Annotated in this window: 16 protein-coding genes; 11 read left to right on the top strand and 5 right to left on the bottom strand. The window is 70.8% G+C overall.

The window, feature by feature from the left end:
• Window positions 1-54: 54 nt before the first annotated feature.
• Window positions 55-1,494, top strand: a complete 1,440-nt coding sequence (locus OG992_RS15185; RefSeq protein WP_323181864.1) for a DUF234 domain-containing protein — start codon at window positions 55-57, stop codon at window positions 1,492-1,494.
• 145 nt (window positions 1,495-1,639) lie between these two features.
• Window positions 1,640-1,993 carry a hypothetical protein gene (locus OG992_RS15180; protein WP_266303551.1) on the top strand — a complete coding sequence of 118 codons (354 nt, stop codon included), beginning with the start codon at window positions 1,640-1,642 and terminating at the stop codon, window positions 1,991-1,993.
• Between the two features lie 102 nt (window positions 1,994-2,095).
• Here OG992_RS15180 and OG992_RS15175 read toward each other — a convergent pair whose 3' ends face one another.
• Entirely contained in the window at window positions 2,096-2,875 is a 780-nt protein-coding gene (locus OG992_RS15175; RefSeq protein ID WP_238683440.1) for a D-Ala-D-Ala carboxypeptidase family metallohydrolase, read from the bottom strand.
• Window positions 2,876-3,180: 305 nt separating this feature from the next.
• Here OG992_RS15175 and OG992_RS15170 point away from each other — a divergent pair, with 305 nt between their 5' ends.
• Together OG992_RS15170 and OG992_RS15165 are read left to right on the top strand one after the other, a co-directional pair.
• Window positions 3,181-3,819, top strand: a complete 639-nt coding sequence (locus OG992_RS15170; protein ID WP_091393643.1) for a DUF6642 family protein — start codon at window positions 3,181-3,183, stop codon at window positions 3,817-3,819.
• Window positions 3,820-3,861: 42 nt separating this feature from the next.
• Window positions 3,862-4,326, top strand: a complete 465-nt coding sequence (locus OG992_RS15165; protein ID WP_266303550.1) for a PPOX class F420-dependent oxidoreductase — start codon at window positions 3,862-3,864, stop codon at window positions 4,324-4,326.
• A 132-nt stretch (window positions 4,327-4,458) separates the two neighbouring features.
• Here the strand turns inward: OG992_RS15165 and OG992_RS15160 are convergent, their stop codons facing one another.
• Complete coding sequence (locus OG992_RS15160; protein ID WP_238683438.1) at window positions 4,459-5,691, bottom strand: serine hydrolase; 1,233 nt, start codon at window positions 5,689-5,691, stop codon at window positions 4,459-4,461.
• 96 nt (window positions 5,692-5,787) lie between these two features.
• Between OG992_RS15160 and OG992_RS15155 the strand changes: the two genes are divergently transcribed.
• The 3 genes from OG992_RS15155 to OG992_RS15145 all read left to right on the top strand — a co-directional run bounded on the left by OG992_RS15155 (window position 5,788) and on the right by OG992_RS15145 (window position 7,956).
• A complete protein-coding gene (locus OG992_RS15155; protein ID WP_238683437.1) occupies window positions 5,788-6,381 on the top strand; it encodes a pentapeptide repeat-containing protein in 594 nt (197 codons plus the stop codon).
• Between the two features lie 198 nt (window positions 6,382-6,579).
• Entirely contained in the window at window positions 6,580-7,512 is a 933-nt protein-coding gene (locus OG992_RS15150) for a hypothetical protein (RefSeq protein ID WP_266303549.1), read from the top strand.
• Between the two features lie 117 nt (window positions 7,513-7,629).
• Entirely contained in the window at window positions 7,630-7,956 is a 327-nt protein-coding gene (locus OG992_RS15145; RefSeq protein ID WP_238683435.1) for a hypothetical protein, read from the top strand.
• Between the two features lie 45 nt (window positions 7,957-8,001).
• On the opposite strand, the gene dacB is transcribed toward OG992_RS15145, so the two are convergent.
• Together dacB and OG992_RS15135 are read right to left on the bottom strand one after the other, a co-directional pair.
• Window positions 8,002-9,585: a D-alanyl-D-alanine carboxypeptidase/D-alanyl-D-alanine-endopeptidase gene (dacB, locus tag OG992_RS15140; RefSeq protein ID WP_266303548.1), complete on the bottom strand. Its 1,584-nt coding sequence runs from the start codon at window positions 9,583-9,585 to the stop codon at window positions 8,002-8,004.
• Window positions 9,586-9,651: 66 nt separating this feature from the next.
• Window positions 9,652-10,368: an MIP/aquaporin family protein gene (locus OG992_RS15135; protein ID WP_238683433.1), complete on the bottom strand. Its 717-nt coding sequence runs from the start codon at window positions 10,366-10,368 to the stop codon at window positions 9,652-9,654.
• A gap of 109 nt (window positions 10,369-10,477) precedes the next feature.
• Here OG992_RS15135 and OG992_RS15130 point away from each other — a divergent pair, with 109 nt between their 5' ends.
• On the top strand, window positions 10,478-11,551 hold the full coding sequence (locus OG992_RS15130) for an NAD(P)-binding domain-containing protein (RefSeq protein ID WP_238683432.1): 1,074 nt from the start codon (window positions 10,478-10,480) through the stop codon (window positions 11,549-11,551).
• 192 nt (window positions 11,552-11,743) lie between these two features.
• A complete protein-coding gene (locus OG992_RS15125) occupies window positions 11,744-12,025 on the top strand; it encodes an adhesin (RefSeq protein ID WP_088946415.1) in 282 nt (93 codons plus the stop codon).
• 8 nt (window positions 12,026-12,033) lie between these two features.
• Here OG992_RS15125 and OG992_RS15120 read toward each other — a convergent pair whose 3' ends face one another.
• Window positions 12,034-13,101 carry a beta family protein gene (locus tag OG992_RS15120; RefSeq protein ID WP_266303547.1) on the bottom strand — a complete coding sequence of 356 codons (1,068 nt, stop codon included), beginning with the start codon at window positions 13,099-13,101 and terminating at the stop codon, window positions 12,034-12,036.
• A gap of 91 nt (window positions 13,102-13,192) precedes the next feature.
• Here OG992_RS15120 and OG992_RS15115 point away from each other — a divergent pair, with 91 nt between their 5' ends.
• Together OG992_RS15115 and OG992_RS15110 are read left to right on the top strand one after the other, a co-directional pair.
• Window positions 13,193-14,071, top strand: coding sequence for a sulfotransferase domain-containing protein (locus OG992_RS15115; RefSeq protein ID WP_238683430.1), 879 nt, complete (start codon window positions 13,193-13,195; stop codon window positions 14,069-14,071).
• Between the two features lie 246 nt (window positions 14,072-14,317).
• Complete coding sequence (locus OG992_RS15110) at window positions 14,318-14,710, top strand: cupin domain-containing protein (protein WP_091397116.1); 393 nt, start codon at window positions 14,318-14,320, stop codon at window positions 14,708-14,710.
• Window positions 14,711-14,714 lie beyond the last annotated feature (4 nt).

The following is a 14,714-nucleotide window of genomic DNA, read 5'->3' as shown; positions in this document are numbered from 1 at the left end:
GGCACACCAACACGGATGAGGTTACACTCAAATTTGGTTGTTCCATCGTTGGTTGTGTCAGGGGTGATCGTGGACGGCTTTGTCGGGCGGGACCGTGAACTTGATCTCCTGGGCGGCATGCTCTCTCGGGTGCGACGGGGTGGCCGTGCCGGTCGGCCTGGGCGGGCCCTGCTCATGCGCGGTCGCCGGCGGGTAGGCAAGTCCCGACTGGTCGAGGAGTTCGTGGAGCGGGCCGAGGTGCCGTACCTCTTCTTCACCGCCTCCGCGCAGCCGAGCGTCGCAGCCGAGCTCGCCCTCTTCGTGGAGGAGGCGGCCGCCTCGACGCTGCCGGGTGCGCAGATCCTTCGGGAGCAGCAACCACAGACCTGGGACGCCGCGCTGACCCTGCTCGCCGCCGCGCTGCCGTCCGACCGGCCCAGCGTCGTCGTCCTGGACGAGATGCCGTACCTCATCGCTGGCGACCCGGGCTTCGAGGGAACGCTGCAGAAGGTCTTCGATCGCGAGTTGTCCCGACGGCCGGTCCTGCTGATCTGCGTCGGATCGGACCTGGCCATGATGGAGGCCCTCAACGACTACGGCAGGCCATTCCACCAGCGAGCCACGGAAATGGTCATTCCGCCGCTGAGCCCGGCCGACGTCAGCGACATGCTCGGCCTGTCCGCCGCCGACGCGTTCGACGCCTACCTGGTGTCCGGCGGTCTGCCGCTGATCCTCGACGAGTGGCCGACCGGTGCGTCCGTCCGCGAGTATCTGACCGACGCGGTACGGGATCCGACCTCTGCCCTGCTGGTGAGCGGCGAGCGGGCCCTGGCGGCGGAGTTCCCGCCCCAGTCCCAGGCGGGTCTGGTGCTGCGTGCCATCGGTTCCGGTGAGCGGACCTTCTCGCTGATCTCCCGCGCGGCAGGGGATCTTCCGCAGGCGTCCCTCAACCGCGCCCTGCGCCTGCTGACCCAGAAGCGGGCAGTGGAGGTCACCGTTCCGCTGTCGACCAAGCCGTCGCGGGAGACCCGGTACGCGGTGGCCGATCCGTACCTGCGCTTCTGGTTGTCGTTTCTCGGACCGCACCTCTCCGAGATCGAGCGGGGGCGTGGCGACCTGACCCTGGACCGGATCGACCGGTCGTGGACGTCCTGGCGGGGGCGGGCCATCGAACCTGTCGTCCGGGAGGCGCTGCGCCGACTGCCCGGTGACCATCTGCCGGCGGAGGCGGCGACGATCGGCGGCTACTGGACCCGGACCAACGACCCGGAGATCGATATCGTCGGCGCCGACCGTGCGCCAGTCGCTCAGAGGATCAGCTTCGTGGGATCGGTCAAGTGGCAGGAGAGCCGACCCTTTGACGCGCATGACCTGGGCCGGCTGCTCCTGCACCGCTCTCTGCTGCCCGGCGCCGACGAGTCGGTGCCGGTCGTTGCCGTGTCGCGCAGTGGCACCGCCGTGGACGGCATCCGGGTGCTGTCGGCGGAGGATCTGCTTACCGCGTACCGGAATTGAACTTTCGTCCGGTGTCCGCCGTACCCATGGCCGAGGATGTCGGTGCGGTAGGTCCGCCGTACCGCTGCCGAACTGCGGGAGGCCTGCCGTGCGAGTTGGTGAGCAGTCGACGGATCCCATCGATCAGGTACTGGGTGAGGTGCCAATGCCGGCACCACTGACCCCGGAGGATGTCCGGCTCGCGGTCCGGGCGGTGGTCGTGCACACCGCCGAGGAGTGGCCCACCGGGCCGCTGTGCCGCAACGACGGCGCTTCCTACCCGTGCCGTCTGCACCGCTGGGGGCGTCGGGTGTTGGAGACACACGGGCTCAACGAGCGGCAGATCGAGGCGTTGATCCGGCATGGCAATCCGTTCGTGCACGTGCCGTTCCCGTTCACGGCGACCGGGCCGTCGCGGCAACAGGCCGCGCGGGTCGTCCCCCAGGGGGTACGGCCCACCGTTGCTGGCCGGCCGGTGACTCCCCCCGTCACCGCGCCGCGCTGGCCCCGGGCGAGCTGAGCGCGCTACCCCTCCGCCCACCCGACCCGGGGCGACACGACGTCGGCCCGACGCGAGGATTCCCCCTCCGCGTCGGGCCGACGTCGCTACGAGCGGGTGGGCTCAGTTGCCGACCCCGCAGTCCGGGGCGGACCAGCTCGTCGTGTTCGAGCTGTCGTCGCTGTTGTTCTCCCGACGTGAGTCGACGTGCACGTGGTCGTCGTGGTCGGGGTAGCCCGGCCCGTAGATCCCACTGAAGCCGCTGTTACGGGCGCCGCGGGCGACCTGGCACAGCGAGGACGTCCGTGAGGTCACGTCGGCCGCGTTGCCGTACAGGTGTTGGCTGTCGGACGCTCCGCCGACCTGGTTGTTGCAGGCGCGACTGCGGAAACCGCTCGACACGTTGAGCGGTTTGTCACCGAGGCTCTTGCGCAGCGCCTCAAGCTTCCACATGGTGCGCAGCGCGTTCTGCTTGGTCTGGTTCGCCGACAGCGGGCCGCCGCTCCACCCGCTCCCGCCGCACCCGTTGTCCAACTCGCCGTAGGTGAAGTGCGCGGGCGTGCAGTCGTTGTCCTGGAGTTGGTACAGCTTGGCGAAGGTCTGTGGGCCGGCGATGCCGTCGGCGCGCAGCCCGTACGCCTGCTGGAACCGCTTGACCGCGGCGGCGGTCTTCGGCCCGTAGCGGCCGTCGTTCTCCACGATGTCCCGGTAGCCGGCCCACCCGGCGACCCGGATCTGCAACTGGCGGACGTCGTCGCCGGAGCGCCCCTGGGTCAGGGTGCGGTTCCAGGTGTAACAGCCGTCCGCGTACGCCGCCGGTGCGGCGATCACCGTGGCGATTGCGGCCCCGGGCAGTGCCAGGGCGAATGCGACGGCGACCCGCTTCAAGGTGTTTACGCGCACAGAAGTCCTCCCGATAGGAGAGCGAATGGGGTGGCTCCAGGACATCGACCGAGAAGTCCCGTGATTTCCACCCTCGCACTGATCAGTGCGGTTGGAGGTGGTTAACGAGAATCGTGCTCACAATCCGCTGTCCCTGGGTATTGCCTGGGAATTCGGCTGATTTGCGAAACAGCCATTTCCGGCCGATCGCCCCTCGTGCGGTCAAGGGCACCGAACGTCGCAATCTGCCACACGGCGGGTGATGTTCCCGGGGTGATGGCGGCCGGTAACGTCAGCCCCCGGGCGGCGGACTGGCGGAGGTGCGCGTGGCACGCGGTGGCGTCTTCTGTGTCGAGGGTCAGTGGCACCGTGACCTCAACGAACGGGGCTCGGTGCTGCCCACGCTGGAGCTGCTGGAGCGGCTGGGCAAGATCCGCTTCATCCACAAGGACGCGGCCACCCGCGACGAGTTGTTCTACTTCCTGGACCGTTGGCTGCTCAAGCAGTACGCCGACCACCGGGTCGGCTTCTTCGCCATGCACGGTGAGCCGAGCCGGCTCTGCCTCACCGACTGGCAGTCAGTGGAGTTGAACGAGGTGGCCGAGCTGATGGCCGGCCGCGCCGAGGGCCGGCGACTCTATTTCGGCAGCTGCTCGGTGCTGCGCGCCTCGGACGCGGTGCTGCGCGAGTTCCTGGAGGTCACCGGAGCCGCTTTGATCTGCGGTTTCACCCGGGAGGTCGACTGGGTCGAATCGGCAGCCTTCGAAACAGTGCTCCTCGACGTGCTCGCCAACGGCCAGCGACACAATGCCGCCGAGCTGCGGATGGGCTCCGCCCACTGGGCGCCGCTCGCGTCGTACCTCGGTTTTCGGGTGATCTACGCCAACGGTCGGGCCTGGCGTCCGTCCGGCCGCCCCCGGGTGCCCACCCAGGCGGTTCACCGCGCCGCGGCCCGACCCCGCTGACCCGCCGCCACCGTTGCGCCCGCACCCTGGTAGGAACGGGGAATGGCACGCAGCATCGCAAGGAACACCCGGGTCGACCGGGACGGCCTGCTCGACTTCCTCCGGCCGCGACACCGCGTCGTGCTGATGACCACCCGGGCCGACGGGCGACCGCAGTCCTCCCCGGTCTCCGCCGGGGTCGACGGGCAGGGGCGGCTGGTCGTCTCCACCTACCCCGAGCGGGCCAAGGTGACCAACCTCCGCCGCGACCCCCGGGTGTCGGCCTGCGTGCTCAGCGACGACTGGAACGGCCCCTGGGTGCAGATCGACGGCACCGCAGAGGTGCTCGACCTGCCCGAGGCGCTGGAGCCGCTGGTCGAATACTTCCGCGGCATCTCCGGCGAGCACCCGGACTGGGACGACTACCGGGCGGCGATGGTGCGTCAGGGCAAGTCGCTGATCCGGGTCACCATCGACGCCTGGGGTCCGATCGCCACCGGTGGCTTCCCGGCACGCCTCGCCGACTGACCGTTCCTTCGCCGGGCATTCCGTCGATCTTGCAGTTTCTGTCCCGACAAACGACTCATCACGGTCATCTAGACAACACAAAGTGCAAGATCGGCAGGGCTGGGGTGGGGTCCGTCAGCGCCTCCGGCGGGGTCAGTCGACCAGGGCGGCGTAGACGAGCTGGCGCAGCTGGGAGCGGAGCGGGTAGGTGCTCGACGGCATCAGCTGCGTGAACAGCAGCGCGGTGATCTCCTCGGCCGGGTCGACCCAGAACGCGGTGCTGGCCACCCCGCCCCAGTAGTACTCGCCGACGCTGCTGGGCACCCGGCTGGGGATCGGGTCGTCGACCACCGCAAAGCCGAGGCCGAAGCCGATCCCGTCCAGGGTGGTCTCGGCGAAGCCGCCGGTGGACAAGGTGCCCAGGTCCTGACCGCCGGGCAGGTGGTTGCGGGTCATGAACCGCACCGTGCGCGGCCCGAGTAGCCGGACGCCGTCCAGCTCGCCGCCGCGCAGCAGCAACTGCGTGAACCGGTGGTAGTCGGCGGCGCTGGAGATCAGGCCGCCACCGCCGGAGAGCAGCGCCGGCTTGCCGAACGCGAGCGACCCCAGGCTGTCGTAGCGGACGGCCCGGCCGCTGCGCGGTTCCGGTACGTAGAGCGCGGCCAGCCGGTCGGCCTCGTCGCCCTCCACCCACCAGCGGGTGTCGGTCATGCCCAGTGGGTCGAAGATCCGGTCGGCGAAGAACGCGTCGAGGCTCTGCCCGGAGATCACCTCGACGAGTCGGCCCAGCACGTCGGTGGCGACGGAGTAGCCCCACGCCGAGCCGGGCTGAAACAGCAGCGGCAGTTCGCCGAAGGCCGCGCAGGCGCCGGCCAGGTCGACGTCCGCCGGCGGGTACAGGTCGTAGCCGGCGGCCCGGTAGAGCCCGTCGACCACCGAGGTCTGCATGAAGCCGTACGTCAGGCCGGCCGTGTGGGTGAGCAGGTGCCAGACCCGGATCGGCTCGACCGCCGGCACCGTGTACGGCTTGAGCGCCGACCCCTTGGAGTAGACCCGCAGGTCTGCGAACTCGGGCAGCCAGCGGCTGATCTCGTCGGTCAGCTCGAACCGGCCCTCCTCCCACAGCATCATCGCCGCGACCGAGGTGACCGGCTTGGTCATCGAGTAGATCCGCCACAGAGTGTCGGCCTCGACCGGTGCGCCCGACTCCCGGTCGCGCAGCCCGTACGTCGAGGAGTGCGCCACCTCACCGCGACGGGTGACCACCACCTGCCAGCCGGCCAGCCTGCCGTCGTCGACGTACCGGCCGAAGTGCTCGTCGATGCGTGCCAGCCGCGCCGTGTCGAAACCGATCTGATCCGGGTCCCTGCTCCGAGCCACACTCACGCCGCCGAACGTACTCGCCGGTACACCGACACCGGAAGGGGGTCGGCGTCGGCCCGCCGGCCGTCGGCTGTCGGCGACGCCCACTAACCTGGCCGGATGCCGGAGTTGACCGAGGACGTGACCTTCCGCAACGAGGACTGGTACGGCGAGGAGCTGACCGACCGGCACTTCGTGGGTTGTGAGTTCTTCGGTGTGGACCTGACCGAGGCGGTGAGCAGAGGTGCGGTCTTCACCGGGTGCACGTTCGGCAACGTGGCGTTCAACGCCTCCCGGCATGTCGACTCCGCCTTCACCCGTTGCGTGTTTCGGCGGTGCAACTTCTTCGAGGCCGAGTTCACCGGCTGCAAGCTGGTCGGCAGCACCTTCAGCGAGTGCGATCTGCGTCCGTTGACGGTGGACGGCGGTGACTGGTCCTTCGTCGCGTTGCCCGGTGCCGACCTGCGTGGCATCCGGCTGACCGGGGTGCGCATGCGCGAGGTGGACCTCACCAGGGCCAACCTCACCGGTGCTACGGTCACCGGTGTCGATCTTTCCGGGGCGCAGCTGACGAACGTCCGGCTCGGCGGCGCCGACCTGCGGGGCAGCGATCTCACAGCGCTCGATCCGACGGTCGTCGAACGGGCCGGTGCCGTGATCGACGTCGAGCAGGCAGTGGTCGTCGCGCAACTGCTCGGCTTCCGGATCGGCTGACCCCGGAAGCACTGGTGGTCTGCCCAGGTGCCTGGGCGGGCGGCCGGGTTGTCCGACAGCGTCCCATTGTGGGCTGGACACGTCCGGTAGTCCGGATCTAGCGTGTCGTCCACGCCCGGGCAAACGTGAAACTGCCCACAGTGGATGGTGTGGTCCTCGGCGGTCCATAACGGCCGGGCGGCGGAGTTGGAGGGGTCGGTGGCGGACGAAGACCGCACGCGGGCTGGTTCGAGGGCTGGCGACGCGCCGCCGAAGCACCGTCCGCGTGCCATTACCGCCGGGGTGACCCGCAGCGTGTTGCGCCGCGCCCGACAGCGGCGGCGCTGGGCGGTGGAGGGAGCCGCCGTCCTCGTCTGCCTGGTGGTGTTGATCTCGTACCTCGCCACCCGGTCCGGTCCGGCGCCGGACGACGACCAGGCGGGCCCGGGCAGTGTGCCCGCACGTCCCCCCGGTGTGCCGGCCGCCGACGGGCGCACCGGCGAGGCGGGGCCGGCGACGCCCGGTCTGCGTCCGCGCCAGCGACCACCCTCGCCGGACCCGACGCCGTCGGCCAGCACGCCCGCCCCGCCACCGCCGAAGCCCGATTCGCCGGCGCTGACGGTGAGCCGGGGCGAGATGCCCGCCATCGTCGACCTCACCGCCGTTGGCGCTCGGGACTGGGTGCACTGGGGGGAGCGCGGCGGCAGGTCGATGAACCGCAAGCGTTCCGGCTCCGGCGAGATCATCGACGGAGGTGGCCCAGGCCGGCGGGTCGGTTGGGACGGCAACCAGGAGTACGTGCGCTGGGCCGACGGCACGCCGGAGCGGTCGACGAGCGGCAGCTCCAACGGCGTCTACGCCTGCGGTGCCGGGAACGGGTTCAGCGTCGCCGTCGCCGGCAGTGGTGAGCCGCGCACGGTCCAGCTCTACGGTGGCATCTGGATGGCTCGGGGGCGACTGGAAGCGCGGCTGTCCACCGGCGGGCCCGCCAGCATCGCCCGACTCGAAGACCCCTACACCAGCCAGAGCGCCCAGTTCACCATCCGCTTCACAGCGCCGAAGGGTGCCCGGCTGCTGCTGACCTGGACCGTCGAGAAGGTCTTCACGTCGCACTGCGGCAACGTCGGCCTCCAGGCCGTGACGGTGCGGTGACTGACTGACTGATCGCTGTGCGTTCGGAGAGCGGGACAGTTTGTCCGTCGCAGACCGTCGAATGCGCCGTAACTTTCTGCTGTCCCCATCCGACCATCCAGTGTGGAGGCAGCGGAGATGAGTAGCATCGCCCACCGCGACCGTCGTGCCGCTTCGTCCGGCATCGGCGAAGCGTCCGGGGAGGTTCTTCGCGACATCCCCCTGCCGCCGTACGTCACGGGCGAGGACACCCAGTTCGCCGTACGGGCGGTGGTGGTGCACGCCCCCCGACGGTGGTCCGGGGGTGTGGTCTGCCGTAACGATGCCAGCCCGCACCCGTGCCGCCTGCACCGCTGGGGCACCCGGGTGCTGGCGCTGCGCGGGCTGCGGGCCGCTGAGATCGCCGCGCTCATCGAACGTGGTGACCCGACGGCGGTGGTCCCCCCACCGGACCGTCCGGCCTGAGCGCTCGCCGGGCCGGGAGGTGCTTCCGCGCCTCCCGGCCGTCGCTCAGCAGGTGATCGGTTTGATCCAGGAGCACTCGATGCCCTCCGGGGTGCGCGGCGTCTCCGGCACCGCCGGCGGGGCCACCCGTGCCGTCGACGCACCACCCTCGCGGAAGCCGGCCAGCGCCACGGCGATCTGGTCCTCCATCGACTTCACCGACGCCGTGAGGTAGTTGTTCAGCAGGATGGAGAACGCCAGCAGTCGACCATCGGCGCTGGTGACGTAGCCGGAGAGCCCGGAGACCCCGGTCAGGCTGCCGGTCTTGGCGTGCACGTTGCCTGCGGCTGGCGTGTCGGCCATCCGGCTGCGCAGGGTGCCGCCGACGAACCGCTCGGGCTGACCGGCGATCGGCAGCGCCGCGTACCAGGTCGCGAACCACGGTTCGGCGCGGACGGCGCTCAGCAGGTCGACGAATTCCGCCGCCGGAATCAGGTTGCGTCGGGACAATCCTGAGCCGTCACGCTGGCGCAGTCTCCCGGTGTCCATTCCGGTGTCGGCGACGTACTCGCTGATCGCGGTGAGCCCGGCGGTCCAGGTGCCCGAGCCGGAGAGCACCCGACCGATCTCCTTGGTCAACACCTCGGCGTGCCCATTGTTGGACAGCTTCAGGAATGGCGTCATCAGCTCGCCCAGACTCATCGAGTCGTGGCGCGCCACCGGGTCGGCCGTCTCCGGGGTGGGCTGGCCGAGCACGGTCCGGCCGAGCACCCGGACGCCGTGTCGGTGCAGCGCCGCCCGGAACACGTCGGCCGCGTAGCCGGTGGGTTCCCAGACGGTGACCCAGTCGCTGGCGGGTTCGTCGCCGACGGCGATCTGACCGGTCACCACGACGGTGTTGCCGCCGTGCTCGCGCTCGATCGAGATCGAGGTCTCGCCGTCGCTGACCGTCTGGGCGCGGTTGTCGACGCGGACGTACCCGGTGGCGGGGGTGGTGGTGACCACCGGCGGGGCGCCGGCCCGGCCCGCCGGTGCGGCGTGCACGATCACGGTGCCCGCGTCGTAGTCGGTGTCCGGGGCGACTGTCAGCGCCGAGACCTGCGCGGCGTAGTAGTAGGGCTCGTCGTCCCAGGTCCAGTCGGGGCCGAGTCGGGTGCGGTCGTAGCGGGTGTCGTCGGCGACCAGGTTTCCGGTGACCACCCGCACGCCGTCGGCGGCGACCTGCGCGGCGAGCGCGTCGTAGTCGGCGGCGAGCATCGTCGGATCGCCTCCGCCGCGCAGGTAGAGGTTGCCGGACAGCAGGCCCGCACGGCGCTTGCCGCTGGCCCGTACGTCGGTGCTGAAACGGTGACCCGGGCCGAGCAGCTCAAGGGCGGCCGTCGAGGTCAGCAGCTTGGTGTTTGACGCCGGAACCAGCCGGCGGTCACCGTTGCGGTCGTAGAGCGTCTGTCCCGTGCTGGTGTCGACCACGACCACCGAGGCCTGCGCGCCGGCCAACCGGGTGTCGGCGAGGATCGTGTCGATGGTGGCACGCAGCTGGGTCGTCGCGGGGGTGGGCGACTCGGCGGTGGCACTGGGCGCGGCGGCGGTGGCCGCTGTGGCTACCAGCGCGAGCAGCGCGACGGCCCGGGGAAAGTGACGGCGATGCATCCGCTGATGCTGTCACGGAGATATTCGCCGGAGAAGGCCCTCAAGCGAAAGATATTGCCGTGTGGGCTACTTCGGCCCACCGACCGTCTTCTCGTGGCCACCCCAGTAGTGCCGCTGCGCCCCCATCACCAGCGGTGCGACCAGCGCGGCGAGCGCCCCACCGAGCAGCGGGAAGACGATGAACACCCAGAGTTGGCGTAGCGCCACGCCGCCCTCGAAGACCGCCGGGCCGAACGCGCGGGCCGGATTGACCGCGGCGCCGGTCAGCGTCACGCCCACCAGTTGGGTCACGGCCAGGGCCAAACCGATGGCCAGTCCGGCGGTTCCCGGATTCTCACTCCGACTCGTCACCACCAGCACGACCAGCACGAAGAGGAAGGTCAGCACGACTTCCAGCACCGCCGCGCCGCCCCGGTTGATGTGCGCGCCGTAGCCGTTCGTGCCCAGGGCTCCGGTCTGGTCCGCTACGTCACCCCATCGGGTCAGCGCCCAGAGCACGAAGCCCGCCACGGTCGCGCCGACGAACTGCGCGATCCAGTACGCCACAGCCCCGAGCACCGAGATCTTGCCGGAGAGCAGCACACCGAGTGTCACCGCTGGGTTGACGTGGCTGCCGGAGAGTGGGCCGATCGTGTAGACGAGGGCCACCATCACGAACCCGAAGGCCAGCGCCACCACCACCACGCCGCCCTGGACCCGTGCGGCGACCGCGCTGCCCACCCCGAAGAACACCAGCAGCAGGGTGCCGAGGAACTCGGCCGCGTACCGACGGAAGTCGCTCATTCACTCAGCGTAAGTGCAGCTCAGGCGGCCGAAGCCGTAATGGCCGTCTGTGATCGGCGCGACGGTCGAGGACGGGCACAGCGGTGACGTCCGGCGCGTTGTAGCCCACGTGGACACCCACTCCGCGGACGTGGTGGTGATCGGTGCCGGGCAGGCAGGCCTGAGCGCCGGCTACCACCTGCACCGCACCGGCTTCGCACCCGGCAGCGGCTTCGTCATCCTCGACGCCGACAACGGGCCCGGCGGCGCCTGGCAGCACCGCTGGCCGACGCTGGTCTTCGACCGGGTGCACGGCTTCCACGACCTGCCCGGGTTGCCGCTCCCGCCCACCACGCCGCATCGCCCGGCTTCCGAGCAGGTCAGCGCCTACTTCGCCGCGTACGAGAGGGCCTTCGACCTGCCGGTGCGGCGGCCGGTGCGGGTCCGGGGGGTGCACTCCCGCCCGGATGGGCGACTGGACGTGCACACCGACCGGGGCACCTGGACCGCCCGCGCCCTGATCAACGCCACCGGCACCTGGACGCGGCCGTTCTGGCCGCACTACCCGGGCCGGTCGACGTTTCGCGGACGCCAGTTGCACACCGCCGACTATCGAGGGCCGGCCGAGTTCACCGGCTTGCGCGTGGTGGTGGTCGGCGGCGGCACCTCGGCCGTGCAACTGCTCGGTGAGGTCTCCACAGTGGCGGCGGCCACCACCTGGGTGACCCGCCGGCCGCCGACGTTCAACGACGGGGAGTTCGGCCAGGAGCTGGGTCGGGCCGCTGTGGCCCGGGTGGACCAGGCGGTCCGGGCTGGCCGACCGCCGGGCAGTGTGGTGGGCGTGACCGGGCTGCCGGTCACCCCGGAGGTACGCCGACTGCGTGAGCGCGGCGTCCTCGACCGGCTACCCATGTTCGAGCGGATCACGCCCGACGGGGTGGCCTGGACGGACGGGCGGTTCGTGCCGGCTGACGTGATCCTGTGGTGCACCGGCTTCCGGGCGGCCATCGACCACCTCGCCCCGCTGGGGCTGCGCGCGCCCGGCGGCGGTATCACGATGGACGGCACCCGGGTGGTCGCCGACGCACGGGTTCACCTGGTCGGGTACGGCCCCTCGGCCAGCACGATCGGAGCCAACCGGGCCGGCCGTGCGGCGGTCAACGAGATTCGCGCCTGGCTGGAGCCGGCCGCCGCTCTCCACTGACCTGGCTCTATTTGACGGATGGTCGGCCAGCGGGCACGGTGGGAGTGACGGGGCCGTCAGCTGCCCCGATCCGATGCGACGGCGATGACCGTTCGCCCCTCTGTCGCCTCCCACGTGTGCTCGTACGCGGGCCGACTGTCCGGTCCGCGCGGTATCCGACCGCGAGCCGACAATTCACGAGGAGTTCCATCAATGCTCACCATGACCGATAACGCCGTGCTCGTCATCCGTGACCTCGCCAACCAACAGGACGTCGCCCAGGACGGCGGGGTGCGTATCGCCGCCGACACCGAGGCGGGCTCGCTCACCGTCGAGCTGGTGCCCGAACCGGCGCAGGGCGATCGGGTGGTCGACAACCAGGGCGCCCGGATCTTCCTGGACGAGGACGCCGCCGAGCTGCTCGGCGACGCGTCGGTGGATGCCACAGTCGACGACGAGGGCATCATCCAGTTCGGCTTCACCGAGAGGCAGTAGACCCGGCCTCACCGCAGCGATCGTCCCCGCTGCGGTGGCCCCTGCCCGGGGTGCCACCGCGGCGTGCCCTCCCCGGCCGGGTGCAGCAGCGTGGCCAGCACGTGGGCCAGGTGGTGCGAGGTGCTCCACGCCGCCCAGTTGGCGGTCGAGCCGGCCCCGGCGCCCCGGCGGGCCCGCCGCAGCAGCTCATGGTCACCCCAGGAGAAGGCCGCCCCGGTGGTGGGCCAGTGCGGTGCCGACACCAGCGTGCGACACAGGTCGGCGAACCGGTCGTCGCCCCGGCCGCCGCGTCGCGCCCAGCGGTAGACCCACCAGCGGCCGTCGTCGGTGTAACGCACCGTCGGCAACCGGTCGCCAGGGTCACCGGTGCCCGGCCCGGCCGGGTGGACGCCGTAGTCGCCGTAGTCGACCCCGGCGTCGGCAAGTCGCCGCCACAGTTGCCAGTCCCAACGGTCCAGCGGGACCGGCTCGTCGGTGGGCAACCGGGACAGCGTCGGCGGCATACCACCTGCCGCCACCGTCACCGACCGCCAGGCGTGTCGACGTGCCCAGTCCAGCAGGTGGCGTACCCGGGGCTCGGCGGTCCGCACGTCCGCCGGGCAGCAGACGTCCCCCGCGTCCACCAGCAGGTCGCACTCCTCAGGGGCGAGGCCGGTGAACCGCCAGATCCGTTCCACGGCTGTGGTGCTGGCGTCCGGTCCGGCCCGGTCCCGGCCGGTCCGCAGCCGGATGAGCGCGCTCCGGCCGTACGCCCGTGCCGCCGCGCCGTGCGCTACCAGCCGGTGGTCGCTCTCGGAGAGCCCGATCACCGGCACCACGGGTACGCCCCAACGGGTCAGCTCCGCCTCGGGAATGTCGGGCAGTGCGCTGACGTCGATGGCGGGCAGCAGCCCGGATGGCAACCGGCGAATGGCGTCCATCGTGGACCGACCTATGGCGCCGATCTCCAGGATCGGGGCGACCAGCGCGGCGTACGCGGGATCGAGGTGGCTCAGGGCCTCAAGCTCGCCTCGTCGGTTGGCGAGGATGGGGCGGTAGACCGGTGCCGCCGCCCGGCCCCCGCGGGCGGGCACCATACTTCAATCTAGCCAGGCATACGCACAGGCCCCAGGAATGTAAGCCGGAATTCGGCTGCTCGACTGTCGGTTCGGCGACTACCATCCACCGATGCTCACGCCGATTCACCGTTACCAGTCCGACGAAGAGGACAGCGCGCGGTGGACCGGTTTCCCGTTCCGCGACGGCGACCTCGTGATCAGCACCCGATCCAAGAGCGGCACCACCTGGATGCAGATGATCTGTGCGCTCCTGGTGCTTCGTACCCCGGAGTTGCCGGCACCGCTGACAGTGCTGTCGCCGTGGCTGGACTGGTTGGGCGAGCCGCGGGCCACGGTGTACGACCGGCTGGCCGCCCAGCCACACCGGCGGTTCATCAAGACGCACACTCCGCTGGACGGGGTGCCGCTCGACCCTCGGGCGCGGTACGTGGTGGTGGCCCGGCACCCGCTGGACATGGCGGTCTCCCTCTACCACCAGAGCGCCAACCTGGACCGGGCGCGCATCGCCGAGCTGACCGGCCAACCCGCCCCGGCCGGGCCACCCCGGGAGCGGCCTCCGGTACGCGAGTGGTTGCTGAGCTGGGTCGACCGGGAGGTGGACCCCCGCGTCGAGCTGGACTCGCTGCCCGGGGTGCTGATGCACATTGGTGACGCGTGGGCGCGCCGGCACGAGCCGAACGTCGAGCTGGTGCACTACGACGACCTAATGGCGGATCTGGGCGGTGAGATGCGCCGGCTGGCCGACCTGTGGAACCTCCCGAGCCCGGGGCCGGAGTTGGTCGAGGCGGCCACCTTCGGTCGCATGCGGGAGCGCGCCGACCAGCTCGCACCGGACACGCTCGGCGTGCTGCGTGACCGGCAGGCGTTCTTTCGCCGGGGAGGCTCAGGCCAGGGACGCGACCTGCTGGACGAGACCGGTCTGGCCCGCTACCGGCAACGGGTCGCGGCGCTGGCCCCACCCGACCTGCTCACCTGGCTGCACCGCTAGGCCCCGGGCACACAAGAGCGCACGGCGCCGTTTCGACAGTTGTCGGAACGTCGCCGTGCTCTGGCCGTCTCCCACCACCGCAGCCGTTCGGCGGTACGTCGGCGGGGACCTGGCTCGACCGGCCGTTCGCGCCGGTCAGCGTTGTCGATCCCCGGTCCGCGCGGATCCAAACCCGCCACCCGTGGGGAATTGCACCATCCGCCAGTCCCGGCGTGGCGCGCCGCCAGACGGGGTATGAGCGTGGACATGGAGCATTTCACTATCGCGACTGTCGCCGAGAAGAGCCCGGATTTCCGGCGCGTGCTGTGGACCGGTGAGCACACCCAGCTGGTCATCATGACCATCCCCGCCGATGGGGAGATCGGCGAGGAGGTGCACGAGGACATCGACCAGATCCTCACCTTCGTCAGCGGCGTCGGCGAGGCGCGGGTCGCCGGCGCGAAGCGGAAGGTCGTCGCTGGCGACCTGGTAGTGGTGCCGGCGGGCACCAAGCACAACTTCGTCAACACCGGCCCCAACCCGCTGGTGCTCTACACGGTCTACGGGCCGCCGGAGCACGCCGACAAGGCCGTGCACAAGACCAAGGAAGAGGCCGACGCGGCAGAGGCGGCGGGCGAGGACGAGCCACCGACCGAGTGATCGT

This window comes from Micromonospora sp. NBC_00362 (assembly GCF_026342155.1).
In the GTDB taxonomy this organism is placed as follows: Bacteria; Actinomycetota; Actinomycetes; order Mycobacteriales; family Micromonosporaceae; genus Micromonospora; species Micromonospora hortensis.
Note: the sequence above shows the minus strand (reverse complement) of the source record. Positions and strands in the feature narration are given on the sequence as shown.